Raw genomic sequence first — 24,139 nt, 5'->3', positions numbered from 1 at the left:
CGGGGGCCGTGGGCCCGTCCTGCGGGCAATCGTGCCGCCTGGGCGGCGCGGGTGGGCGCAGGCGGAGCGTCCGCGCGGGACGGGTGGCCGCACCGGGCCCGGCCGCCCCGCCGGGCCTCGCCCACGCACGCGGCCCCCACAGCACGGCCCCCGCAGGGCGGCCCCACGGCACGGCCCCCACGGCGCGGGGCGCGCGCCGCGAGGGCCGCCGCGGGGGCCGGGCCGCTGGTCAGAGGAGGGTGGCCACCCGGTCGCGGTAGGTGCGGACCGGGGCGGCGTCCTTGTACGGCTCGAGCCGCCGCTCGAAGTCCCGCACGTACTCCACCGCCCGCACGGACCGCATCTCCGCCGCCTGCCCCGCCGCCTCCGCGCCGAGCTGGCAGGCCTGGTCGAGCTCGCCCAGCCCCAGCCGCGCCGACGCCAGCACCAGCCGGCAGAAGAGCCGGCTCCGCGCGTACGCCGGGGCCCGCAGCTGCAGGGACCGCTCCGCGTACTGCGCCGCCGCCCGGTACTGCTGGAGGTCCCGGTGGCAGTGCCCGAACTCGTCGGCGAGCTGCGCCTCGTCGAAGAAGCGGGCCCACGGCGGGACCTCGTCCTGCGGCCGCGCCGCCTCCAGCGCCCGCTCCGCCCGCACCAGCGCCGCCGTGCAGGCCCGGACCTCGCCCAGCACCCCGTGCGCCCGCGCCTCCACCGCGTGCAGCAGCGCCTGGACCACCGGCGGCGCCGAACCCCCGGCGCCCTGCTGCGCCACCCGCGCGAGCTGCACCGCCTCCCGCCCGTGGCCCAGGTAGACGGCCTGCCGGCTCATCGAGACCAGGACGTACGCCCCGTACATCCGGTCGCCCGCCGCCTGGCTGAGCCGCAGCGCCTGCACGAAGTACCGCTGGGCCAGCCCGTGCGCCCCGATGTCGTACGAGGTCCAGCCGGCCAGCCGCGTGAGGTCGGCCACCGCGCCGAACAGCCGCCGCCCCAGCTTCTCCCCGTACGCGCCGCGGAGCATCGGCTCGGCCTCGTGCTCCAGGTACCGGACCAGCGCCTGCCGGGCGTGCCCGCCGCCGTAGGCGTGGTCGAGGGAGCGGAACAGCTCGCCCACCGACCGCAGCGCCGCCACGTCGCCGCCGGTGACGCGCTGGCCGGGGCTCCGTTCGGCCACCCGTTCGCCGCCGCGCCCGCCCCGCTGCCGGGGCACCGCGGCCAGGGTCCCGCCCGCTTCCCGTCCGGGACGGGCCTGCGCCGGCACCCGCACCGCGCCCGCGGGCGGCTCGCCCCGGCCGACCCGGTCGTCGGGGCGGCCGATCAGCCAGTCCCGGCTGGGCACCACCAGCCCCGCCGGGGTGAAGGCGATCTTGCGGAGCTCGGCGTGGCTGCCGGAGTCCTTGCGCCACAGGCCGCTGACGATGTCCACGGCCTCCTCGGGCGTGGCCGCGAACTCCAGCCCGGCGTAGACCGGGGCACAGGCGTCCAGGCCGAGGTCCTGCGCGGTCAGCCGGCGCCCGAGGCGGCGGGTGAAGACCTCCGCGATCAGCGCCGGTGTGGTCCCCCGGGGCTGCTGGCCGCGGAGCCACCGGGTGACGGACGTCTTGTCGTACCGCAGGTCGAGGCCGTGCTCGAGTCCCAGCTGGTCCACGCGCCGGGCCAGTCCCGCGTTGGAGAATCCCGCCTCTGCGATGAGCGCGGCGAGCTGGCGGTTGGGAGTGCGCTGCGCGGGTCGTTCCGTCATCTGCGGTGCGGTCTCCTGCCTTCCGTGGCGGGCCCCGGGGGGCGCCCGGATTGCCTATGAGCAGCCGTTATGGCCAGTGAACGGCGTGAATGTAGCGGAGAGTAGGCAGCTCATCGCACACTTCACCATTCGTTCGCTCGAACGGGTGAGTTTCCTATCCGGAAGTGACGCTTCGCCCATACCAATGTCGACCGAGACGAAGCCGAACGGACCGGACCGGTCCCCCGCGTGCCGGTGCCCGCTCGGGTGCCGGCCCGGCGCCCGCCCGGCCGCCCCCCGGGCGCGTGGCCCGGCCGCCACCCGGACGGCATACAGTGAGGGGGGCCGCCTGCCGTGGCCGGGTCCGGAGTACGCCTGGAGGTTTCCGTGGGTGAGGTGCGGTTCGTACGCATGGGGTTCGGCGCCGAGGCCGTCGAGTACCTGCAGGCGTGGGAGGAGCAGCGCCGGGTGCACGCGGCGCGCTTCGCCGACGAGATCCCCGACACCGTCCTGCTCCTGGAGCACCCGCCGGTCTACACGGCCGGCCGGCGCACCGCGGAGAGCGAGCGCCCGCTGGACGGCACCCCGGTGATCGACGTGGACCGCGGCGGCAAGATCACCTGGCACGGCCCCGGCCAGCTCGTCGGCTACCCCATCCAGAAGCTGCCCCGCCCCGTCGACGTGGTGGCCCACGTCCGGCGGCTGGAGGAGGCCATGATCCGCACCTGCGCGGAGTTCGGCCTGGAGACCACCCGGATCGAGGGCCGCAGCGGCGTGTGGGTGCTGGGCGACCCGGTGGAGCAGCGACCGTCCCTGGGCGGGCTCTCGCTCGACCTGGACCCGAGGATGACGGACGAGGAGTTCGACCCCCGTCTCAACGGCCCCGAGTACGCGCCGTCCAACGCCGGCCAGCGCCGTGAGGACCGCAAGCTGGCGCAGATCGGCGTCCGCGTCTCCAAGGGCGTGACCATGCACGGGTTCGCCATGAACATCAACCCGGACACCACCTGGTTCGACCGGATCATCCCCTGCGGCATCCGCGACGCCGGCGTCACCTCGCTCGCCGCGGAGCTGGGCCGGGACGTCACCGTCGCCGAGGTGGTGCCGGTGATCGAGAAGCACCTGCGCGAGGTGCTGGAGGACGCCGAGCTCCGCCCCCGCGAGACGCAGCCCGTGGCCTCCGTCTGACCGCGCGGCCCCGCGGGCGGGCACACTGGGGCGCATGGACGACACCGTGCGCCCCTTCTCGGAACTCATACGCACCGCCACCCGCGCCCAGCACACGGAGGCGGAGAGCAGCGGCTTCCTGAGCGCCATGCTCGCCGGCGACCTCGGCCTGGAGGGCTACGCCCGCTACACGGAGCAGCTCTGGTTCGTGTACCGCGCCCTGGAGGAGACCGCCGCCGCGCTGCGCGACGACCCGGTGGCCGGACCCTTTGTCCGCCCCGAGCTGATGCGGCTGCCGGCCCTGGAACGCGACCTCGCCCACCTGCGCGGCCCGGACCGGTGGCGGGAGGCCGTCCCGCTGCCCGTGACCGAGGAGTACGCCGCCCGGATCGCCGCCTGCGCCCGGGACTGGCCGGCCGGCTACGTGGCCCACCACTACACCCGCTACCTCGGCGACCTCTCCGGCGGCCAGATCATCCGCGGCACGGCCGAGAAGACCTGGGGCTTCGCCCGCAAGGGCGACGGCGTGCGCTTCTACGTCTTCGACTCCGTCCCCAACCCGGCCGCCTTCAAGCGCGACTACCGCGCCCGGCTGGACGCCCTCCCCCTGGACGACGACGGCAGGCGCCGGGTGGTCGACGAGTGCCGCCGCGCCTTCACGCTCAACGCGGCCCTCCTGCGCGCCCTCGAAGGGGAATTCCCGGCCACCGTCCGAGCCTTGTGACAGGGGCGGGGTGGGTGAGAGCCACCCCACGTCCGAAACCCCGGCCTCGGGACGGACACCGAAACAATGCGGCGTACGCTGGTTACGCCTACGAACCGAAGTCACAGGGAGCCGATGTGTCCGCAGTCGCACCCGACGGACGCAAGATGTTGCGCCTGGAGGTCCGGAACAGCCAGACCCCCATCGAGCGCAAGCCCGAGTGGATCAAGACCCGGGCGAAGATGGGTCCCGAGTACACCAAGATGCAGAACCTCGTGAAGAGCGAGGGCCTGCACACGGTCTGCCAGGAAGCCGGCTGCCCCAACATCTACGAATGCTGGGAGGACCGCGAGGCGACCTTCCTCATCGGCGGCGACCAGTGCACCCGGCGCTGCGACTTCTGCCAGATCGACACCGGCAGGCCGGAGGCGCTCGACCGCGACGAGCCCCGCCGCGTGGGCGAGTCCGTGGTCACCATGGACCTGAACTACGCCACCATCACCGGCGTCGCCCGCGACGACCTCGAGGACGGCGGCGCCTGGCTCTACGCGGAGACCGTCCGCCAGATCCACCGGCAGACCGCCGGCCGCGAGGGCGGACGCACCAAGGTCGAGCTGCTGGCCCCCGACTTCAACGCGGTGCCCGAGCTGCTCCGGCAGGTCTTCGAGTCCCGCCCCGAGGTCTTCGCCCACAACGTCGAGACGGTCCCGCGGATCTTCCGCCGGATCCGCCCCGGCTTCCGCTACGAGCGCTCCCTCGAGGTCATCACCAAGGCCCGCGAGTTCGGTCTGGTCACCAAGTCCAACCTGATCCTCGGCATGGGCGAGACCCGCGAGGAGATCAGCGAGGCCCTGCGCGACCTGCACGGCGCCGGCTGCGAGCTGATCACCATCACCCAGTACCTGCGCCCCTCCGTGCGCCACCACCCGGTGGAGCGCTGGGTCAAGCCGCAGGAGTTCGTCGAGCTCCAGAAGGAGGCCGAGGAGATCGGCTTCGCCGGCGTCATGTCCGGCCCGCTGGTCCGCTCCTCGTACCGCGCCGGCCGGCTCTACGGGATGGCCGTCGAGCAGCGCGCCTCCGAGGGCCTCGGAGCCGCCCGGGCGGTCTGAGCCGAGATGAGCCGGCGCGGGCACCACGCCCCACTGCCCGCGTCCGCCTCTCCGGGGGACGGGCGTGGGCAGTTCTTTCATCCGGCTTTGACCGGCGAGTCACGCTCTGGTAACACCTTTCGGGGACTCTGGAACCCGATCCGCCGCCCACGCCGCCCACGACTCCCAGGGGGGACCGTGACCACGGAGACCGTCGAGGCCGCGCCCGTCCGCGCCGCCGCCCTCGCCCCGCGCCGGCCGTCGCTGACCGGGGCCCTGCTGGCCGTGGAATCGCTGCTGCTCGGCGGCGGTCAGCGCACCGCCCGCCGCAACGCCTGGACCTCCGTCCTGGAGGACCGGCAGCGCGCCCGCGAGCGCGTCGAGGTCCAGCGCGTGCTCGACGCGGCCCCCGTCGCCGCCGCCGTCCGTTCCTGACCGCCTCGCCCCCGGACGGTCACCGCCCGGGACCGGGCGTACACGGTGCGGGCACCGCCTTCGTGACGGCGGCGTCGTACACGTAGACTTCGAGACATGGCGAGGAAGGAAACCGCAGCGGAGTCTGCGAATGCCGGGCGACTCAAGCAGATCGCCCTGACGTACAAGATGACCCGCAGGGCCGACAAGAAGATCGGTCTTGTACTCGCGGCTGTCGGAATCATCACCCTCGGTGTCTTCCTCGCGATCGGCTTCTGGATCGGTCACCCGATCTACCTGGGCATCCTCGGTCTGCTGGTCGCCCTGCTGGCGACCGCGATCGTGTTCGGGCGCCGGGCCGAGCGGGCCGCCTTCGGGCAGATGGAGGGCCAGCCGGGCGCCGCGGCGGCGGTGCTGGACAACATCGGCCGGGGCTGGAGCACCACCCCCGCGGTGGCGATGAACCGCAGCCAGGACGTGGTGCACCGGGCGGTCGGCAAGGCCGGCATCGTGCTGGTCGCGGAGGGCAACCCGAACCGGGTGAAGAGCCTGCTCGTGGCCGAGAAGAAGAAGATGGGCCGCATCGTGGCCGACGTGCCGGTGCACGACATCGTGGTGGGCAACGGCGAGGGCCAGGTGCCGCTGAAGAAGCTGCGCACCACCATGCTCAAGCTGCCGCGGGTGCTCACCGGGCCGCAGGTCACGGTCACCAACGACCGGCTGCGGGCGATGGGCGACCTGATGAAGAACATGCCGCTCCCCAAGGGCCCGATGCCCAAGGGCATGAAGCTCCCGCGCGGCTCCAAGGGCCGCTGACCCGCACTCCCACTCCGACGACGTGTGAGGGGCGCCCGGTCCACCGACCGGGCGCCCCTCACACGTCCGCGTTCACATCTTCGCGTTCACACGTTCCTTGTCGCGGGCCGCGCGGTCGGCGCGGCCGGCGTCAGATCCTGACCTCGACCGTTCCGGCGGCGCGGTCGTGCAGACCCCGCCCGTCGCGGTCCCACACCAGCGCGGGGAGCGCCAGGCACAGCAGCAGCGTCCGCACCGCCGCCCGCCAGGGCACCACCGTGCCGCTCGCGAGGGCGACGACCCGCAGTCCGAAGAGCCGCTTGCCCGGCGTGAAGCCGACCGATCCGACGGTCAGGACGCCCAGTCCGAAGAAGATCAGCAGGGCCCAGTTGCTCGTGGCCTGACCGTAACCGTCCGTGATGAGACCGTATGCGATCAGCATGCAGAGCGCCCAGTCGACGACCAGTGCGCCGAGACGGCGCCCGGGACGTGCGATGGAGCCGGGGCCGTGCTCGGGCAGCCCGAGCTGTTCACCCCGGTAGCCGAAGTCGACACCGGCCTCCTCGGCCGCCGCGCGGGGGCCGGAGAGCCAGGATCCGAGTGCTTGCCTGTTGTCCACGCACTCCACGGTACTTGCCGGGCGCGCGCGTGGCGGAAGGCGGGGTGCGCCACCGGACGCGGGGCAGGACCATGGAGGGAGACCGGCGCGCGTCGCCGCCCCAGGGCCGTGATCGAGCGGTTAACTTCCCGGAAACAAATGAGTCATGTTCGAGAAATCGCCGATCACTAGGGTCCCAGTCAGCGTGTGTCACCGCACTGGCGCACGAAGTACTACCACCCCTGGCGGAACCGGCCGGGAGTAGGAGGAGCTGGATGTTCCAGAACGCCGACGAGGCCAAGAAGTTCATCGCCGATGAGGACGTCAAGTTCGTTGACGTTCGCTTCTGCGACCTGCCGGGCGTGATGCAGCACTTCACGATTCCCGCCGAGGCGTTCGACCCGGGCGAGGAGCTGGCCTTCGACGGGTCCTCCATCCGCGGCTTCCAGGCCATCCACGAGTCGGACATGGCCCTGCGCGCGGACCTGAGCACGGCCCGTGTCGACCCGTTCCGCCGGGACAAGACGCTCAACATCAACTTCTTCATCCACGACCCGATCACCGGCGAGCAGTACTCCCGTGACCCGCGGAACGTGGCGAAGAAGGCCGAGGCGTACCTGGCGTCCACCGGCATCGCCGACACCGCCTTCTTCGGTCCCGAGGCCGAGTTCTACGTCTTCGACTCGGTGCGCTTCTCCACCGAGGCGAACCAGGCCTTCTATCACATCGACTCCGAGGCGGGCGCCTGGAACGCCGGCGCCACCGAGAACAACCGTGGTTACAAGGTCAAGTACAAGGGCGGCTACTTCCCGGTCGCCCCGGTCGACCACTTCGCCGACCTGCGCGCCGAGATGTCCCTGGAGCTGGCCAAGTCCGGCCTGCAGGTCGAGCGCCAGCACCACGAGGTGGGCACGGCCGGCCAGGCGGAGATCAACTACAAGTTCAACACGCTGCTGGCCGCGGCCGACGACCTGATGCTGTTCAAGTACATCATCAAGAACGTCGCGTGGAGGAACGGCAAGACCGCCACCTTCATGCCCAAGCCGATCTTCGGCGACAACGGCTCCGGCATGCACGTCCACATGTCGCTGTGGACCGGCGGCCAGCCGCTGTTCTACGACGAGACCGGCTACGCGGGCCTGTCCGACATGGCCCGCCACTACATCGGCGGCATCCTCCGGCACGCCCCGTCGCTGCTGGCCTTCACCAACCCGACGGTGAACTCCTACCACCGTCTGGTGCCGGGCTTCGAGGCGCCGATCAACCTGGTGTACTCGCAGCGCAACCGCTCCGCCGCCATGCGCATCCCGATCACGGGCGCCAACCCGAAGGCCAAGCGCGTCGAGTTCCGCGCCCCCGACTCGTCGGGCAATCCGTACCTGGCGTTCTCGGCGCTGATGATGGCCGGCCTGGACGGCATCAAGAACAAGATCGAGCCGGCCGAGCCGATCGACAAGGACCTCTACGAGCTGGCTCCCGAGGAGCACGCCAACGTCGCGCAGGTCCCGACCTCGCTGGGCGCCGTCCTCGACGCGCTCGAGGCCGACCACGAGTACCTCCTCCAGGGCGACGTCTTCACGCCCGACCTGATCGAGACCTGGATCGACTACAAGCGGACCAACGAGATCGCCCCGATCGCGCTCCGCCCGCACCCGCACGAGTTCGAGCTGTACTACGACGTGTGATCCACGGGCTCCGTCCCGCGCGGAGCCGACGTCGTGACGAGGGCCGCCACCCGACCGGGTGGCGGCCCTCCGCCGTGCCCGGGGCCGGACGGCGCGGACCTGGTGGCGCGGCCCGCGACGCGTTCGGCGCGGGCTTCGAAACTTTCGGAACCGGGAGGCCGCCGGTGCCCGTGCCCATGCGGTGATCAGGGGGCGCTCCTGTGCGAGCGGGTGTCCCGCCGTGGTCTAAGCCCGGCGTCGGCGGGCTGTCGCGGACTGAAGGAATCTACGAAGGTTTTCGAAACTTCGACCGAAACAATTGACACCCGTCCGCGTCTCTCCACACTGTTCAACACCGCACGACCTCTCCCCCCAGAGGAGGCAGCACGTATGAACACGTCCATCCGGCGGACGGGACGCAGACGGGGCGAAGGCGGGTCCTTAACCCGGGGCCTGTTCGTCCTCGCCATGGCCTTCGTGGCGTTCGTCGGCGGCCTCGCCCCCGCGAGCGCCGACACGACGATCACCCAGAACCAGACCGGCAACGACGGCGGGTACTACTACTCGTTCTGGACGGACGCGCCCAACACCGTCTCCATGACCCTCAGGTCGGGCGGCAGCTACAGCACGCAGTGGAGCAACACCGGCAACTTCGTGGCCGGCAAGGGCTGGGCGACCGGCGCCCGCAGGACCGTCACCTACTCCGGCTCGTTCAACCCCTCGGGCAACGCCTACCTGACCCTCTACGGGTGGACCACCGGGCCGCTCATCGAGTACTACATCGTCGACAACTGGGGCACCTACCGGCCCACCGGCACCAGGATGGGGTCGGTCACCAGCGACGGCGGCACGTACGACATCTACAAGACCACCCGGTACAACGCCCCCTCCATCGAGGGCACCAGGACCTTCGACCAGTTCTGGAGCGTACGCACCTCGAAGCGGACCGGGGGCACCATCACCACCGGCAACCACTTCGACGCCTGGGCCCGGGCCGGCATGAGGCTGGGCAACCACAACTACCAGATCATGGCCACCGAGGGGTACCAGAGCAGCGGCAGCTCCAGCATCACGGTCGGCTCCGGCGGCACCACCCCGCCGCCCACCACGCCCCCGCCCACCAACCCCGGCGGCTGCACCGCGACGCTCTCCGCCGGTGACAGGTGGAGCGACCGGTACAACCTGAACGTGGCGGTGAGCGGATCGAGCAACTGGACGGTGACGGTGAACGTGCCGTCGCCCGCCAAGGTGCTCGCCACCTGGAACGTCTCGGCGAGCTATCCGTCCGCCCAGACCCTGGTGGCGAAACCCGACGGCAGCGGCGGCAACTGGGGCATGACCATCCAGCACAACGGCAACTGGACCTGGCCGTCCGTCAGTTGCAGCAGCGGCTGAGCCCTCTGCCCCAGTCCCTGCCCGCGTCCCTGTAGGACCTGCTGTCCGACTTCCTGTCCGACTCCCTGTCCGACTCCCTGCCCGACTCCCTGCCCGGCCCCCGGCACCGGCCGGGGCCCGGAGCGCCGCCGAGGAAAGGCGCCACCGGAGACGAGGGCCGCCCGGGACCGTGCCCGGGCGGCCGTGAGCCGCCCCCCGACCAGGAGAATCCGCATGCGCAAGCTGCTCCGTCCGCTCGCCGCACGAGCCGCCGCCGTGATGGGCGCGGTGAGCGCCCTCACCGCCCTCACCGCCGTCACCGCACCGGCCCAGGCCGCGCCCGCGCCGCAGGAGGCGCCGTCCGTCCGGGCCGCCGCCTGCAACGGCTACGTCGGCCTCACCTTCGACGACGGCCCCTCCAGCCAGACCTCCGCCCTGCTGAACGCCCTGCGGCAGGCCGGCCTGCGGGCCACCATGTTCAACCAGGGCCAGTACGCCGCCGCCAACCCCGGGCTGGTCAAGGCCCAGGTCGACGCCGGCATGTGGGTCGCCAACCACAGCTACACCCACCCCCACATGACCCAGCTGAGCCAGGCCCAGATGGAGTCCGAGATCTCCCGGACCCAGCAGGCCATCGCCAACGCCGGCGGCGGCACGCCGAAGCTGTTCCGCCCGCCCTACGGCGAGACCAACGCGACCCTGCGGGCCGCCGAGGCCAAGTTCGGCCTCCGCGAGATCATCTGGGACGTCGACTCGCAGGACTGGAACAACGCGAGCACCGACGCCATCGTCCAGGCGGCCGGGCGGCTCACCGACGGCCAGGTGATGCTGATGCACGACTGGTCCGCCAACACCCTCGCGGCCGTCCCGCGGATCGCCCAGGTGCTGAGCTCCAAGGGCCTGTGCGCGGGCATGATCTCCCCGACCACCGGCCGTGCGGTCGCCCCCGACGGCGGCACCACGCCGCCGCCCACCAACCCGGGCGGCTGCACGGCGACGCTGTCGGCCGGGTCGCAGTGGAGCGACCGGTACAACCTGAACGTGACGGTGAGCGGCTCGAGCAACTGGACGGTGACCATGAACGTCCCGTCGCCGGCCCGCGTGCTCTCCACCTGGAACGCCTCCACCAGCTACCCGAACAGCCAGACCCTGGTGGCCCGGCCCAACGGCAGCGGCAACACCTGGGGGGTGACCATCCAGCACAACGGCAACCGGACCTGGCCCACGGTCACCTGCGCCGCGAGCTAGGGTCCACCGCGCCGCCGCTCCCACCGCACCACCGCGCCGCGGGGCCGCCCGGGCCGTCATGCCCGGGCGGCCCCGCGCCGCCCCGACCAGGAGACCCCACGCATGTCCGAGCCTTCACGCCCGCCGGCCGCCGGAGCCGCCCGCGTCCCCGTGGCCGGGGAGGAGGGCGCTCCCGCCGCCTGCCGCGGCTACGTCGGCCTGACCTTCGACGACGGCCCCTCCCGCCACACCGCCGCCCTGCTGGAGGCCCTGCACGAGGCCGGACTGCGGGCCACCATGTTCAACCAGGGCAACCACGTGGACGCCGACCCGGGCCTGGTCCGCGCCCAGGCCGACGCCGGGATGTGGATCGGCAACCACAGCTACAGCCACCCCCGCCTCACCGGACTCGGCCCCGCCGAGCGGGAGTCCGAGATCGCCCGCACCCAGGACGCCGTCGCCGCGGCCGGCGGCGGGATCCCGACCCTGTTCCGCCCGCCCTACGGCGAGACCGACGAGACCGTGCGGGCCACCGCCGCGAAGTTCGGCCTCACCGAGATCCTCTGGGACGTCGACCCGCAGGACTGGAACGGCGCGAGCGCCGACGCCGTCGTCGAGGCGGTCGGCCGGCTCACCGACGGTCAGGTCGTCCTGCTGCACGACTGGCCCGCCACCACCCTGCGGGCCGTCCCCCGGATCGCCGAGGTGCTGGAGGCCAACGGGCTGCGCCCCGGCATGATCTGCCCGGTCACCAGGCGGGCCGTGGCGCCGGACGGCGTGTAGGGGCCGCGGCGGCGCCGGGACCGCACGCGGCCGGACCGTGGCGGGACCGCGGCCGGACCACGGCCGGACCACGGCGGGGGTCACGCCGCACGCGGGCCGGCCGCCGCGTGCGGCGCGGACGGCCGGGGTCAGGCCGCCCGGGGCCGGGGGACCGGTTCGCCCGGCCGCAGTCCCGTTCCCGCGCCGAGGTCGCGCAGGATCGCCGCGGAGGCACGCCGCCCCGAGTGCAGCGCGCCCTGGACCGTGCCGGTGTCCCGGTGGTCGCCGCAGACGTACAGCCCGGCCAGCAGCCGCACCGAACGCCGCGGGTCGAGCGGCGGACGCATCACCGGGACCGCCGCCGCCGTGTGGTGCACGGCGAGCGTCTCCCAGGCCCGTGTCGGAATTCCGTACAGCCGGGCCAGGTGCTCCCGTGCGGCGTCGTCCACGTTCCGCGGCGGTGCGCCCAGCACCGTCGAGGAGACCAGCGTCCGTCCGGCGGGCGCCCGGGTCGGGTCGACCCGGCTGACCACCGAGGTGTGCGCCACCGGGCCGCCGCGCTCGGCGTCCAGCAGCAGGAACGAGCCGGTGTCCGGGGCCTCGTCGGTGGTGTGGTGGAGCACCGTCACCGGATGGAAGTCCGGCACCCGCAGTCCGGGCAGCAGCTCGGCGGCGGTCCGCGCGTCGGTGGCCAGCAGCACCGCCCGGCAGCGGAACTCGCCGTGCTCCGCCGTCGTCACCGAGGTGGTCGACACGGAGGTGACCCGCACCCCGGTGTGCACCGTCCCCGGCGGCAGGGCGCGGGCCAGCAGCTCCGGTACCGCCTCGGCGCCGCCCTCCGGCACGCACAGCCGCCCGGTGGCCCAGGCGCGCAGCGCCAGGTCCGCGCACCGGCTGGAGCCGGCCAGCTCGGGGTCGCAGAGCAGCGCGGCCAGCAGCGGGCGCAGGAACCCCTCCAGCGCCCGCCCGGGGACGCCACGGGCCGACAGCGCCTCGGCGGCCGGCATCTCCGCGCGGGTCAGCAGCCGCTCCACGGGCGTGGCCGCGATCCCCGCCAGCGCCGACGCCAGCCGCGCCCGGTCGCCCGGACCCCCGAGCGGACCGGCCACCGCTCCGAGCGCCCGGCGCGGACGGACCCGTCCCAGCCGCGGCCGGCGCGCCCGCAGCCCGGTCATCCGGATCGCCGCCGCCGCACCGGCCCGCACCCTCGCCGGGGCGGCGGCGCGGGGCTCGGGGAACGGCGGGAGACCCGCCGGCCCGGACGACTCCAGGACCTCGGCGACCTCCGGGCACTGCGGCACCTCCGGGAACTCCGGGAGCGGCGCCGGGGCGAGCCGGTCGGCGGGGCCCCCGGGGAGCGGCGGGATCGCGGGGATCGCCGGAATCAGCGGAGGAACGTTCCTTCTGCCTCCCCGCGCGGCGGCCGTGGCCACGTCGAGCGCCCCCGCGAGCGCCCCCTCCAGCTTCTGCTCGTGCGCCGTATGCGCCCCTCGCGCGCCCCTGCCCACTCCCTCCGGGCCGCCGGCGTGGTGCAGCCGTCCGCCGCCGTGCACCAGCACCCCCGGCGCGAAGGGGCGCAGCACCAGGTCGTCCAGGCCCGGTGTGGTGCGGAGCTCGGGGTACGAGGTGAACAACAGCTGGCCCATCCGGTCCAGCCGGAAACCGTCGACCTTCTCCGTCGACATCCTGCCGCCCACGAACGGGGCGGCCTCCAGGACTGCGGTGCTGACGCCCGCCGCGGTCAGCCGCAGAGCCGCCGACAGCCCGGCCACTCCGGCTCCCACCACGACGACGTCAGCCTTCTGTGCGTGCTGAAGCACGTGCCCCTCCTCGAGGTTGCGCGGCCGCTGGAGACGTGATGCCCCCAACTTCCCCCCGGAATACCCGAATTCGGGCCACTTCGAGGGTAGGACCGGTCGCCGCGCGGAGGGTCCTGCGCACGGACCGGGCACGGTGGCACGGCCGTGGCACGCCAACGGCACGGCACGCCGACGGGACCGCAACGGCACGGCAAGGCGACGGCACGGCAAGGCGACGGCCCCCCCCCAACGCACGGCACGGCACGGCGACGGCCAGGGACCGGCCGGGGTCAGGGGCCGGCCGGGGCCAGGGACCGGCCGGGGTCAGGGGCCCGCCGGCGTCAGTCGTCCAGCGCCGCCCGGACCGCGGACTCCACGTCGGGGCAGGAGAACACGAACCCGGACTCCCGCAACCGCCGCGGCACCGCCCGCGTGCTGCCGAGGACGTCCTGGCTCATCTCGCCCAGCACCGCCCGCAGCACCGGCGCCGGCACCGCGAACACCGCGGGCCGCCGGAGGACCTTCGCCATCGCCGCCGTCACCTCCCGGTTGGTCACCGGGAGCGGGGCCGTCAGGTTGAACGGGCCCTCCAGGCCCGGCGTGAAGAGCAGGTGCCGCAGCGCCGCCACCTCGTCCCGCAGCGCGATGAACGACCAGTACTCCCGCCCGTCCCCGAGCCGGCCGCCGAGCCCGGCCCGGAACAGCGGGAACAGCCGCCCCCAGGCCCCGCCGCCCCGCGACACCACCAGCCCGGTCCGCGCCAGGGCCGTGCGCACGCCCGCGGCCCGGGCCGGCTCCGCGGCCGCCTCCCACTCCACCGTCAGCTCCGGCAGGAAGCCCCGCCCGGGCGGCGCGTCCTCGTCGACCGGGCGGTCACCGGTGTCGCCGTAGTAGCCGACCGCGCTGCCGTTGACGAACACCCGAGGCGGGGTGTCCATCGCCACGATCGCCCCGGCCAGCGCCGCCGTGCCGCCCGTCCGGCTCTCACGGATCCGCCGCTTGTACTCGTCCGTCCAGCGCCGGTCGCCGACACCGGCCCCCGCCAGGTTCACCACGGCGTCGCAGCCGTCCAGCGCCGCCGGGTCCAGCCGCCCGGAGGACGGGTCCCAGCGGACCTCGTCCCCGGTCCGGGGCTCCCGCCGCACCAGCCGCACCACCCGGTGCCCGTCCGCCTCCAGCGACCGGGCCAGCGCCCCGCCGATCAGACCGGAGGCCCCGGCCACCGCCACCGTCCGCCGCCCGGACCCCTCGCCCGTTTCCCTCGGTTCCATGCCGTCATCCTCCCGGACGGGCCCGGCGGCCCGACGCCGCCGTGCCGAAAGTCCTTTTCCCCGGCGCGCCACCGGCCCGTACGATCCCCGCATGCCGACGACGACCCGGACCGACACCCTGATCCGCCCCGCCCGCGACGAGGACGGCCCGGCGCTGAACCTCCTGGACCGGGAGACCTGGTCCACGCTGCACGCGGTGGCGCCGCCGCCCGAGCCGGGACGGCCGTTCTTCGACGAACGGCACCCGGCGGCCGACATCCTGGTCGCGAAGACCGACGGCGAGGTCGTCGGCTACGTGCGGGTGGCCCGTCCGACCCCCCTCGCGGCCAACGCCCACGTCCAGCAGATCCAGGGACTGGTCCTGGCCGAGAGGGCCCGCGGCCGGGGCGTCGGCAAGGCCCTGATGCGCGCCGCCGAGGACGAGGCCCGCCGCCGCGGCGCCCGCCGCATCACCCTCCGCGTCCTCGGCCACAACGCGCCCGCGCGCGCCCTCTACGCCTCCCTCGGCTACGCCGTCGAGGGCGTCCTCCCGGAGGAGTTCCTCCTCGACGGGGCGTACGTCGACGACGTCCTGATGGGCCGCTTCCTCTGACCTGAGCCGCCCCGCGGCGGGAGGCGCGGCCGCCGTCACCCGGGCGGCCCACACCGATCGCGGTGGCCGTCCCCGGCGCGGACAGTGGAGCCATGCGCGTCTCCCGTACATCCGCCGAGGTCGTGGCCCGGGCCCGGGAGTTGTTCCGGGGGCAGGGCCGGGGCCGCGGTCGCGGTGGCCCGGGACGGGGCGGACGGCGGGGGAGGCCCCGGATCGAGGCGGTGCTGCCGCCCGTGGTCGCCGTGATGGTGCTGCTGTTCGTGCTCCTGCTGCAGGGGCAGGGCGACGACCGGGCGATGCCGCGCGGTCCCGCCGCGCCGAGCGGGCCCCGGTACGGGGCGCCCGAGCCGCCGGTCATGCCGCGTTCCTCCTGGCTGAGGCCGGGCGACAAGGGGCACGCCCGGGAGGCGGGACAGGACCGCCGGGGCGGCCCGAGCAAGCAGCCGCCGCCGAAGTACGACGACAAGGTGGTCGCCGTCTTCGTGCACCACACCGACTCGCCCAACGGCTACGACTGCGCCGACGCCCCGGCCATCATCCGCCGGATCACCGCGGACCAGACGGCCGGCCGCCACTGGGACGACATCGGCTACAACTTCCTGGTCGACCGCTGCGGCACCATCTACGAGGGCCGGGCCGGCGGCTCGGACCGGCCGGTGACCGGGGCGCACACCCAGGGGTTCAACCACCGCACCATGGGGGTCGCCGCGATCGGCACCTTCACCCAGGGCGCCGAGGTCCCCGAGGCGATGACCGAGGCCATCGCGCGGCTGGCGGCCTGGAAGCTGGGGCTCTCCGACGTGGACCCGCGCGGCGACGTGCGCCTGGTGTCCAGCAACGACAAGAGCCGGTTCGGCAAGGGCGAGGCCGCGGTGCTGCCGGCGATCGCCGGACACGACGACGGGTACCGGACGGACTGCCCGGGCGCCGCGCTCAAGGCCCACCTGCCGCTGATCCGGGAGCGGGCCGCCCAGCTCCAGGGCCGGTCCGCGTGAGGACCGCCCTCGGATTCAGTCCGCGCCCTCGACGAAACGCTGCCACAGGCGCGGGAACCGCTCCGCCAGGGCCTCGTCGTCCTCCAGGTCGATCGGCTCGCCCTCGGGCCGCGGGGGCGGGGCGGACAGGCCGAGGTCCGGCGTGACCAGACCGGTCAGCTGCTCGTACGCCTCGTCCGCCGCGTACCCCAGCTCCTCGCCGTCGCCGTCGATCTCGTCGTCGAAGTCGTCGAGGAGACCGGCCAGCGCGTCCGGGTCGTGCAGCGCGCCCTCGAAGACCTCCCGGCCCTGGCCGATCAGCCAGCACCGGAACCGGTCGAAGGCGTCCTCGTCGGCGCCGTCCAGCAGCACCGAGGCGGCGCCCCACAGGTCCCAGCGGAAGGCCCGGTCGTAGCGGGACTCGAAATGGCGCGCGAAGTCCAGGACCGACTCCGGATCGAGTCGCAGGAGCCCCTCCACCAGCAGGTCGGCCTGCTCCTCGGGGTCGCCCCCGGCCTCCTCGCGGGCCTCGTCCACCAGCTGCCAGAACTGCGCTTCGTCCATCACGCACCCCAGCATCGTCCCTGCGGGCCCCGATCGCACCCGGGCACGACGAAGGGGACGGCGAACATTCGCCGTCCCCTCACCTCGTCGCCCCCGGCGGGTCGCCCCGGCGGGTCGTGCGCCGCCGGGGCCCGTGCCGTCAGAGGCCGTAGCGCTCCCGGGCCTCCTTGACCGCGGTGGCCTTGACCTCGCCGCGGCGGGCGAGCTGGGCCAGGGCCGCGACCACGATCGACTCGGCGTCGACACCGAAGTGGCGGCGGGCCGCGTCACGGGTGTCGGAGAGACCGAAGCCGTCCGCGCCCAGCGAGGACCAGTCCTGCTCCACCCACTGCGCGATCTGGTCCGGGACCTGGCGCATGTAGTCGGAGACGGCCAGGACCGGACCCTGCGCGCCGGCCAGCGCCCGGCGGACGAACGGCACCCGCTCCTCGCCGCGCAGCATCGCCTCGTCGGCCTCCAGCGCGTCGCGGCGCAGCTCCGTCCAGGACGTCGCGGACCACACGTCGGCGGCCACGCCCCAGTCCTCGGCCAGCTTGCGCTGCGCGTCGAGGGCCCAGTGGATCGCCGTGCCGGAGCCCAGCAGCTGGATGCGCGGGGCGTTGGCGGCCGGGGTGAGGCCGGCGGTCTCCGCGGTGTTGAAGCGGTACAGGCCCTTGACGATGCCCTCGTCGATGCCCTGGGCGGCCGGCTTGGCCGGCTGCGGCAGCGGCTCGTTGTAGACCGTCAGGTAGTAGAAGACGTCCTGGTCCTCACCCGGCAGCGCCTGGCCGTACATGCGGCGCAGACCCTCCTTGACGATCACCGCGACCTCGTAGGCGAAGGCCGGGTCGTAGGTCAGGGCCGCCGGGTTGGTGGCGGCGATGACCGGGGAGTGGCCGTCGGCGTGCTGCAGGCCCTCACCGGTGAGGGTGGTGCGGCCCGCGGTGGCGCCGACGAGGAAGCCGCGGCCGAGCTGGTCGCCGAGCTGCCACATCTGGTCGGCCGTGCGCTGCCAGCCGAACATCGAGTAGAAGATGTAGAACGGGATCATCGCTTCGCCGTGCGTGGAGTACGCGGTGGCGGCGGCGATGAAGTCGGCCATCGAACCGGCCTCGGTGATCCCCTCGTTGAGGATCTGGCCGTTCTTGGCCTCCTTGTAGTACATCAGCTGGTCGCGGTCGACCGGCTCGTACGTCTGCCCCTTGGGGGAGTAGATGCCGAGCGACGGGAAGAGCGACTCCATGCCGAAGGTGCGCGCCTCGTCCGGGACGATCGGCACCCAGCGCTTCCCGGTCTCCTTGTCGCGGACCAGGTCCTTGACCAGGCGGACGAACGCCATCGTGGTGGCGACGTTCTGCGAGCCGGAGCCCTTGTCGAAGGAGGTGAACACCTTCTCCGCGGGGGCCGGCAGCGGGGCGACCGGGTGCACCCGGCGGGCCGGGGCCGGACCGCCGAGGGCGGCACGCCGCTCCTGGAGGTAGCGGACCTCGGGGGAGTCGGCGCCCGGGTGGCCGTAGGGCACCACGCCGTCGACGAAGTCGCTGTCCTTGATCGGCAGACCGAGGCGGTCCCGCATGTCCTTGAACTCGTCCACCGAGAGCTTCTTCATCTGGTGGTTGGCGTTCTTGGAGGCGAAGCCCTCGCCCAGGGTGTGGCCCTTGACCGTCTGCGCCAGGATCACCGTCGGGGCGCCCTTGAACTCCACGGCGGCCTTGTAGGCGGCGTACACCTTGCGGGGCTCGTGGCCGCCGCGGGAGAAGTGGAAGACGTCGAGGATCTTGTCGTCGCTCAGCAGCTTCGCCATCTCGGCGAGCGCCGGGTCCTTGCCGAAGAAGTCCTCGCGGATGTAGGCGGCGTCGCGGGTCTGGTACGTCTGGACCTGGGCGTCCGGCACCTCGCGCAGGCGGCGGACCAGCGCGCCGGTGGTGTCGAGCTGGAGCAGCTCGTCCCAGGCGGAGCCCCACAGCGTCTTCACGACGTTCCAGCCGGCGCCGCGGAACTGGGCCTCGAGCTCCTGCACGATCTTGAAGTTGGCGCGGACCGGGCCGTCCAGGCGCTGCAGGTTGCAGTTGATGACGAAGGTCAGGTTGTCCAGACCCTCGCGGGCCGCCAGGGCGAGTGCCGCCGTCGACTCCGGCTCGTCCATCTCGCCGTCGCCGAGGAACGCCCACACGTGGGACGCGGAGACGTCCTTGATGCCGCGGTTGGTCAGGTAGCGGTTGAACCGCGCCTGGTAGATCGCGGAGAGCGGGCCGAGGCCCATGGAGACCGTCGGGAACTCCCACAGCCAGGGCAGGCGGCGCGGGTGCGGGTAGGACGGCAGGCCGTCGCCGCCGGACTCGCGGCGGAAGTTGTCCAGGTGCGCCTCGGTGAGGCGGCCGTCCAGGAACGCGCGGGCGTAGACGCCGGGGGAGGCGTGGCCCTGTACGTAGATCTGGTCGCCGGAGCCGGGAGCCTCGGGGGACTCCTTGCCCTTGAAGAAGTGGTTGAAGCCGGTCTCGTAGAGCCAGGCCGCCGAGGCGAAGGTGGCGATGTGGCCGCCGACGCCGTACTTGCTGCCGCGGGTCACCATGGCGGCCGCGTTCCAGCGGTTCCAGGCCGTGATCCGGGCCTCCATCTCGGCGTCACCGGGGACCTCGGGCTCGGCGGACGTCGGGATGGTGTTGATGTAGTCCGTCTCGAGCAGCTTGGGCAGCGCGACGCCCGCGCCCTCGGCACGCTCCAGGGTGCGGCGCATCAGGTACGCGGCACGGTGCGGGCCGGCGGCCTCGGCCACCGCGTCGAGCGAGGCCTGCCACTCGGCGGTCTCCTCGCGGTCGCGGTCCGGAAGCTGGTCCAGCGCGCTGTGACGGAGTCCGTGGGGCCGGATGGCGTGGGGGTCGGTCATGTCGCCGCCTTCCTCAGTCGAAGGGGTGCGGAGGCGCGCGGGGTGCGCGCGGTGCGGGTAGCCCTTGGTCTTTGGCAGGACAGGGCAGGTTGGACCTCGGGTGGAGGCCCGCGGGCGACTGTAACCCCCTGATCGATGATCGATCAAAGGGGGGAGCGGTAAAACTTGCCGTTCGAGCAAAAGTCGGCACGCAGTGCCATGGGTTCTCGGGGTCAGAAGGCACCCGGTGCCGAGGAATCGCAGGTCACGCGGGGTGTGAGGCTGCGCTCGTATGGTGCGGGGGCCGCTCAGGCGGGCCCTCGAAGGGCGCCGGAGCCCGTGGAGGCGAGCTGGGGAGGGAGACCGCGCTCAGGCGTCGGTGTCGGCGTCCGGACGCGGGGCGCACCCGAGGACGTGCGCCTTGACCAGGTCCGCGATCCGGGGGTCGCGGCGGCGGAAGGCGGCCACCAGCTCCTCGTGCTCCTCGGCGAAGGACTGCTGCACGGTGCCCAGCCACCGGATCGACAGGGCGGTGAACACCTCGATGCCCAGCCCCTCCCAGGTGTGCAGCAGCACCGAGTTGCCGGCGGCACGGACCATCTCGCGGTGGAACGCGACCGTGTGGCGCACCTGGCCCGCCGCGTCGGAGAGCCGGTCGGCCTCGTACAGGGCGTCGACGTGCGGCTCCAGGGCCGAGCAGTCGTCGGCCAGCCGCTGGGCCGCCAGCTCGGCCGCGATGGCCTCCAGACCGGCCCGGACGGGGTAGCTCTCCTCCAGGTCGGCCGCGGTCAGGTTCCGCACCCGCACGCCCTTGTTGGGGGCCGACTCGATCAGCCGCAGCGACTCCAGCTCCCGCAGCGCCTCGCGCACGGGCGTCTGGCTGACCTCCAGCTCGGTGGCGATCCGCCGCTCCACGATCCGCTCGCCCGGCTTCCACCGACCGCTGACGATTCCCTCCACGATGTGCTCGCGGATCTGTTCGCGCAGCGAGTGGATGACGGGCGCGGTCATGGGGGCTCCTTCGGGCAGGGGCGACCTGCGGCCAGGGCCCCCGAGGGCGTTCGACGCTTAGACAATACGGCTGCGGAGCGTGTCTGCCGAGGCGCATCCGCACGCCGAGACGCAGGTGAGACGAGGCTTACATCACGGAACGGGCATTTCACCGGGGCCCCGGCGGTGCCCTTGACCTCCGCTTGACCCGGCCGCGCACCCCCGCACGCACCGCGCCCCCGCCCGGTGATACCGGACGGGGGCGCGAGCGGCGTGAGGCGGTTACAGGCCGAGCTCGACCTCGAACTCGCCGGCCTCCAGGATCGCCTTGACCGCGGTCAGGTAGCGGGCGGCGTCGGCGCCGTCCACCAGACGGTGGTCGTAGGAGAGCGTCAGGTAGGTCATGTCGCGGACCGCGATGACCGGACCGTCCTCGGTCTCGATGACGGCCGGACGCTTCACCGTGGCCCCGATGCCCAGGATCGCGACCTGGTTCGGCGGAACGATGATCGTGTCGAACAGCGCACCGCGCGAGCCGGTGTTGCTGATCGAGAACGTGCCGCCGGCCAGCTCGTCCGGGGTGATCTTGTTGCCGCGGACCTTGCCCGCGAGCTCCGCCGTGGCCTTGGCGATGCCGGCCAGGTTGAGGTCGCCGGCGTTCTTGATGACCGGGGTCATCAGGCCCTTCTCGGCGTCCACCGCGATACCGATGTTCTCGGTGTCGAAGTAGGTGATCGTGCCCTCGGCCTCGTTGATCCGGGCGTTGATGACCGGGTGGGCCTTCAGCGCCTGGGCCGCCGCCTTCACGAAGAACGGCATCGGGGAGAGCTTGACGCCCTCACGGGCCAGGAAGGCGTCCTTGGCCTGGTTGCGCAGGCGCATCAGGCGGGTGACGTCGACCTCGACCACGGAGGAGAGCTGGGCCTGCTCGCGCAGGGCCTTGACCATGTTGTCGCCGATGACCTTGCGGATCCGCGGCATCTTCACGGTCTGGCCGCGCAGCGGGGACGCCTCGAGGACCGGAGCCTTCTTGGCGGCCGGCGCGGCCGGGGCGGCGGCGGCCGGAGCCTGCGCCGCGGCCTTGGCGGCCTCGGCGGCGGCCAGGACGTCCTGCTTGCGGATGCGGCCGCCGACGCCGGTGCCCTTGACGGAGCCCAGGTCGACGCCGTTCTCGGCGGCCAGCTTGCGCACCAGCGGGGTCACGTAGGCGTCGCTCGCGCCGGCGCCCGAGGGGGCGGCGGGAGCGGCCGGCGCGGCCGGGGCCTGGGCGGGAGCCGGGGCCGGAGCCGGAGCGGCCGGCGCGGGGGCGGCGGCGGCCGGGGCCGGGGCGGCCGGGGCCGGAGCCTGCGCGGGAGCCGGAGCCGGAGCCGGGGCCTCCGCGGGGGCGGGGGCGGGGGCCTCGGCCTGGGCCGGCTCGGGAGCCGCCGGGGCGGCCGGAGCGGCGGCGGCCGGGGCCGAGCCCGGGGTGCCGATGACGGCCAGCTTGGCGCCGACCTCGGCCGTCTCGTCCTCGCCGACGACGATCTCGAGCAGCGTGCCCGAGGTCGGCGCGGGGATCTCGGTGTCGACCTTGTCCGTGGAGACCTCGAGCAGCGGCTCGTCGGCCTCGACGGAGTCGCCGACCTGCTTCAGCCAGCGGGTGACGGTGCCCTCGGTGACGGACTCGCCGAGCGCCGGGAGCACCACGTCGGTGCCCTCGGCGGACCCGCCGCCCGCGGTGGCCTCGGGGGTCGGGGCCGGAGCGGGCTCGGCCTGCTCCGTGGACGGGGTGGCCTCGGGGGCCTGCACCGGCTCGGCGGCCGGGGCGGCCTCCTGCGCCGGGGCGGCCTGCTCGGCGGGCGCGCCGGAGCCGTCGTCGATCAGGGCCAGCTCGGCGCCGACCTCGACCGTCTCGTCCTCGGCCACCTTGATGGCGGACAGGACGCCGGACGCGGGCGAGGGGATCTCGGTGTCGACCTTGTCGGTCGAGACCTCGAGCAGCGGCTCGTCGGCCTCGACCCGCTCACCCTCGGCCTTCAGCCAACGGGTGACGGTGCCCTCGGTGACGCTCTCGCCGAGCGCCGGCAGGGTTACGGAAACCGCCATGGTTTCGGTTGCTCCTTACGGAAGTACGGAAGTCTGTGGGCGGGGCCTGGTCAGTCGTGCGAGTGCAGCGGCTTGCCCGCCAGCGCGAGGTGGGCCTCGCCCAGCGCCTCGTTCTGGGTCGGGTGCGCGTGGATGAGCTGCGCGACCTCGGCCGGCAGCGCCTCCCAGTTGTAGATCAGCTGGGCCTCGCCGACCTGCTCGCCCATGCGGTCGCCCACCATGTGGACGCCGACCACGGCGCCGTCCTTGACCTGGACGAGCTTGATCTCGCCCGCGGTCTTCAGGATCTTGCTCTTGCCGTTGCCCGCCAGGTTGTACTTCAGAGCGACGACCTTGTCCGCGCCGTAGATCTCCTTGGCCTTGGCCTCGGAGATGCCGACCGAGGCGACCTCGGGGTGGCAGTAGGTGACCCGCGGGACACCGTCGTAGTCGATCGGGACGACCTTCAGGCCGGCCAGGCGCTCGGCCACCAGGATGCCCTCGGCGAAGCCGACGTGCGCGAGCTGGAGGGTGGGCACCAGGTCGCCGACCGCGGAGACGGTCGGGACGTTGGTGCGCATGTACTCGTCGACCAGGACGTAGCCGCGGTCCATCGCGACGCCCTGCTCCTCGTAGCCCAGGCCCTGCGAGACCGGGCCGCGGCCGACGGCGACGAGCAGGACCTCGGCCTCGAACTCCTTGCCGTCCGCCAGGGTGACCTTGACGCCGTTCTGGGTGTACTCCGCCTTCTCGAAGAAGGTGCCCAGGTTGAACTTGATGCCGCGCTTGCGGAACGCCCGCTCCAGCAGCTTCGAGCTGTTCTCGTCCTCGACCGGCACGAGGTGCTTCATGCCCTCGATGATCGTGACCTCGGAGCCGAAGGACTTCCACGCCGAGGCGAACTCGACGCCGATGACGCCGCCGCCCAGGATGATCGCGGACTGCGGGACGCGGTCCAGGACCAGCGCGTGGTCCGAGGAGATGATCCGGTTGCCGTCGATCTCCAGGCCCGGCAGCGACTTCGGCACGGAGCCGGTCGCCAGCAGGACGTGGCGGCCCTGGATCCGCTGACCGTTCACGTCGACCGAGGTCGGGGAGGACAGGCGGCCCTCACCCTCGATGTAGGTCACCTTGCGGGAGGCCACCAGGCCCTGCAGGCCCTTGTACAGGCCCGAGATGACCTCGTCCTTGTACTTCATGACGGCCGGGACGTCGATGCCCTCGAAGGTCGCCTTCACACCGAACTGCTCGCTCTCACGCGCCTGGTCGGCGATCTCGCCGGCGTGGAGCAGAGCCTTCGTCGGGATGCAGCCCTTGTGCAGGCAGGTGCCGCCGACCTTGTCCTTCTCGATCAGGGCGACGTCAAGGCCCAGCTGAGCCCCGCGCAGCGCCGCGGCGTACCCGCCGCTACCGCCGCCGAGGATCACTAGGTCGAAAACGGTGCTGGCGTCGTTCGCCACGTCACGTCCTCCATGCATGTGCGCCACGCCGGTCTCGTCCGACCGGTCGGCGGCTGGTCACGGCCGCTCTAAGTGCTTCGGCCCGGGTG

At 73.3% G+C, this 24,139-nt stretch carries 20 protein-coding genes; 11 read left to right on the top strand and 9 right to left on the bottom strand.

Features of this window, described 5'->3' with window-relative positions:
- Positions 1-229: 229 nt before the first annotated feature.
- Positions 230-1,720, bottom strand: coding sequence for a regulator (locus ABZ836_RS03445; protein WP_361138824.1), 1,491 nt, complete (start codon positions 1,718-1,720; stop codon positions 230-232).
- A gap of 366 nt (positions 1,721-2,086) precedes the next feature.
- Here ABZ836_RS03445 and lipB point away from each other — a divergent pair, with 366 nt between their 5' ends.
- The 5 genes from lipB to ABZ836_RS03420 all read left to right on the top strand — a co-directional run bounded on the left by lipB (position 2,087) and on the right by ABZ836_RS03420 (position 5,887).
- Positions 2,087-2,887: a lipoyl(octanoyl) transferase LipB gene (lipB, locus tag ABZ836_RS03440; protein ID WP_361138821.1), complete on the top strand. Its 801-nt coding sequence runs from the start codon at positions 2,087-2,089 to the stop codon at positions 2,885-2,887.
- 34 nt (positions 2,888-2,921) lie between these two features.
- Entirely contained in the window at positions 2,922-3,590 is a 669-nt protein-coding gene (locus ABZ836_RS03435; RefSeq protein WP_361138817.1) for a biliverdin-producing heme oxygenase, read from the top strand.
- Positions 3,591-3,706: 116 nt separating this feature from the next.
- Entirely contained in the window at positions 3,707-4,678 is a 972-nt protein-coding gene (gene lipA / locus ABZ836_RS03430; RefSeq protein ID WP_361138811.1) for a lipoyl synthase, read from the top strand.
- 177 nt (positions 4,679-4,855) lie between these two features.
- On the top strand, positions 4,856-5,092 hold the full coding sequence (locus ABZ836_RS03425; RefSeq protein WP_356135238.1) for a hypothetical protein: 237 nt from the start codon (positions 4,856-4,858) through the stop codon (positions 5,090-5,092).
- Positions 5,093-5,188: 96 nt separating this feature from the next.
- The gene (locus ABZ836_RS03420; protein WP_356135236.1) at positions 5,189-5,887 is read left to right on the top strand and encodes a DUF4191 domain-containing protein; all 699 of its coding nucleotides are present in this window, start codon (positions 5,189-5,191) and stop codon (positions 5,885-5,887) included.
- Between the two features lie 130 nt (positions 5,888-6,017).
- Here ABZ836_RS03420 and ABZ836_RS03415 read toward each other — a convergent pair whose 3' ends face one another.
- A complete protein-coding gene (locus ABZ836_RS03415; RefSeq protein WP_356139322.1) occupies positions 6,018-6,485 on the bottom strand; it encodes an RDD family protein in 468 nt (155 codons plus the stop codon).
- A gap of 254 nt (positions 6,486-6,739) precedes the next feature.
- Here ABZ836_RS03415 and glnA point away from each other — a divergent pair, with 254 nt between their 5' ends.
- The 4 genes from glnA to ABZ836_RS03395 all read left to right on the top strand — a co-directional run bounded on the left by glnA (position 6,740) and on the right by ABZ836_RS03395 (position 11,512).
- Positions 6,740-8,149 (top strand): type I glutamate--ammonia ligase, encoded by a 1,410-nt coding sequence (glnA, locus tag ABZ836_RS03410; protein ID WP_356139324.1) that lies wholly within the window; start codon positions 6,740-6,742, stop codon positions 8,147-8,149.
- A gap of 447 nt (positions 8,150-8,596) precedes the next feature.
- Positions 8,597-9,523, top strand: coding sequence for a glycoside hydrolase family 11 protein (locus tag ABZ836_RS03405; protein ID WP_361138807.1), 927 nt, complete (start codon positions 8,597-8,599; stop codon positions 9,521-9,523).
- A gap of 213 nt (positions 9,524-9,736) precedes the next feature.
- Positions 9,737-10,750, top strand: coding sequence for a polysaccharide deacetylase family protein (locus ABZ836_RS03400; protein ID WP_361138804.1), 1,014 nt, complete (start codon positions 9,737-9,739; stop codon positions 10,748-10,750).
- Positions 10,751-10,852: 102 nt separating this feature from the next.
- The gene (locus tag ABZ836_RS03395) at positions 10,853-11,512 is read left to right on the top strand and encodes a polysaccharide deacetylase family protein (RefSeq protein ID WP_361138801.1); all 660 of its coding nucleotides are present in this window, start codon (positions 10,853-10,855) and stop codon (positions 11,510-11,512) included.
- A 128-nt stretch (positions 11,513-11,640) separates the two neighbouring features.
- On the opposite strand, the gene ABZ836_RS03390 is transcribed toward ABZ836_RS03395, so the two are convergent.
- Complete coding sequence (locus ABZ836_RS03390) at positions 11,641-13,311, bottom strand: FAD-dependent oxidoreductase (RefSeq protein WP_361138798.1); 1,671 nt, start codon at positions 13,309-13,311, stop codon at positions 11,641-11,643.
- A 320-nt stretch (positions 13,312-13,631) separates the two neighbouring features.
- On the bottom strand, positions 13,632-14,561 hold the full coding sequence (locus tag ABZ836_RS03385) for a TIGR01777 family oxidoreductase (RefSeq protein ID WP_361138795.1): 930 nt from the start codon (positions 14,559-14,561) through the stop codon (positions 13,632-13,634).
- A 91-nt stretch (positions 14,562-14,652) separates the two neighbouring features.
- Between ABZ836_RS03385 and ABZ836_RS03380 the strand changes: the two genes are divergently transcribed.
- Together ABZ836_RS03380 and ABZ836_RS03375 are read left to right on the top strand one after the other, a co-directional pair.
- Entirely contained in the window at positions 14,653-15,153 is a 501-nt protein-coding gene (locus ABZ836_RS03380) for a GNAT family N-acetyltransferase (protein WP_361138792.1), read from the top strand.
- 296 nt (positions 15,154-15,449) lie between these two features.
- Complete coding sequence (locus tag ABZ836_RS03375; protein WP_361139334.1) at positions 15,450-16,148, top strand: peptidoglycan recognition protein; 699 nt, start codon at positions 15,450-15,452, stop codon at positions 16,146-16,148.
- Positions 16,149-16,163: 15 nt separating this feature from the next.
- Here the strand turns inward: ABZ836_RS03375 and ABZ836_RS03370 are convergent, their stop codons facing one another.
- From ABZ836_RS03370 to lpdA, 5 genes are all read right to left on the bottom strand, one after another.
- Positions 16,164-16,691 (bottom strand): DUF4240 domain-containing protein, encoded by a 528-nt coding sequence (locus ABZ836_RS03370; RefSeq protein WP_356139344.1) that lies wholly within the window; start codon positions 16,689-16,691, stop codon positions 16,164-16,166.
- A gap of 139 nt (positions 16,692-16,830) precedes the next feature.
- Entirely contained in the window at positions 16,831-19,557 is a 2,727-nt protein-coding gene (gene aceE, locus ABZ836_RS03365) for a pyruvate dehydrogenase (acetyl-transferring), homodimeric type (protein WP_356139337.1), read from the bottom strand.
- Positions 19,558-19,905: 348 nt separating this feature from the next.
- Positions 19,906-20,547: a GntR family transcriptional regulator gene (locus ABZ836_RS03360; protein ID WP_356139338.1), complete on the bottom strand. Its 642-nt coding sequence runs from the start codon at positions 20,545-20,547 to the stop codon at positions 19,906-19,908.
- Positions 20,548-20,808: 261 nt separating this feature from the next.
- Entirely contained in the window at positions 20,809-22,611 is a 1,803-nt protein-coding gene (sucB, locus tag ABZ836_RS03355; protein WP_361138787.1) for a 2-oxoglutarate dehydrogenase, E2 component, dihydrolipoamide succinyltransferase, read from the bottom strand.
- A 50-nt stretch (positions 22,612-22,661) separates the two neighbouring features.
- Positions 22,662-24,050, bottom strand: coding sequence for a dihydrolipoyl dehydrogenase (gene lpdA / locus ABZ836_RS03350; RefSeq protein ID WP_356138527.1), 1,389 nt, complete (start codon positions 24,048-24,050; stop codon positions 22,662-22,664).
- Between the last annotated feature and the right edge of the window lie 89 nt (positions 24,051-24,139).

Source organism: Streptomyces sp. NPDC047130, from assembly GCF_040643475.1.
Classification (GTDB): Bacteria; Actinomycetota; Actinomycetes; order Streptomycetales; family Streptomycetaceae; genus Streptomyces.
This window is presented reverse-complemented; position numbering and strand designations above follow the sequence as displayed.

Coding starts and splice junctions, on each gene's coding strand:
- sucB (WP_361138787.1), bottom strand. CDS start 22,611: ATGGCGGTTTCCGTAACCCTGCCGGCGCTCGGCGAGAGCGTCACCGAG.
- ABZ836_RS03400 (WP_361138804.1), top strand. CDS start 9,737: ATGCGCAAGCTGCTCCGTCCGCTCGCCGCACGAGCCGCCGCCGTGATG.
- ABZ836_RS03385 (WP_361138795.1), bottom strand. CDS start 14,561: ATGGAACCGAGGGAAACGGGCGAGGGGTCCGGGCGGCGGACGGTGGCG.
- ABZ836_RS03395 (WP_361138801.1), top strand. CDS start 10,853: ATGTCCGAGCCTTCACGCCCGCCGGCCGCCGGAGCCGCCCGCGTCCCC.
- ABZ836_RS03375 (WP_361139334.1), top strand. CDS start 15,450: ATGCCGCGCGGTCCCGCCGCGCCGAGCGGGCCCCGGTACGGGGCGCCC.
- aceE (WP_356139337.1), bottom strand. CDS start 19,557: ATGACCGACCCCCACGCCATCCGGCCCCACGGACTCCGTCACAGCGCG.
- ABZ836_RS03380 (WP_361138792.1), top strand. CDS start 14,653: ATGCCGACGACGACCCGGACCGACACCCTGATCCGCCCCGCCCGCGAC.
- ABZ836_RS03360 (WP_356139338.1), bottom strand. CDS start 20,547: ATGACCGCGCCCGTCATCCACTCGCTGCGCGAACAGATCCGCGAGCAC.
- ABZ836_RS03435 (WP_361138817.1), top strand. CDS start 2,922: ATGGACGACACCGTGCGCCCCTTCTCGGAACTCATACGCACCGCCACC.
- ABZ836_RS03445 (WP_361138824.1), bottom strand. CDS start 1,720: ATGACGGAACGACCCGCGCAGCGCACTCCCAACCGCCAGCTCGCCGCG.
- ABZ836_RS03405 (WP_361138807.1), top strand. CDS start 8,597: ATGGCCTTCGTGGCGTTCGTCGGCGGCCTCGCCCCCGCGAGCGCCGAC.
- ABZ836_RS03370 (WP_356139344.1), bottom strand. CDS start 16,691: ATGGACGAAGCGCAGTTCTGGCAGCTGGTGGACGAGGCCCGCGAGGAG.
- glnA (WP_356139324.1), top strand. CDS start 6,740: ATGTTCCAGAACGCCGACGAGGCCAAGAAGTTCATCGCCGATGAGGAC.
- ABZ836_RS03420 (WP_356135236.1), top strand. CDS start 5,189: ATGGCGAGGAAGGAAACCGCAGCGGAGTCTGCGAATGCCGGGCGACTC.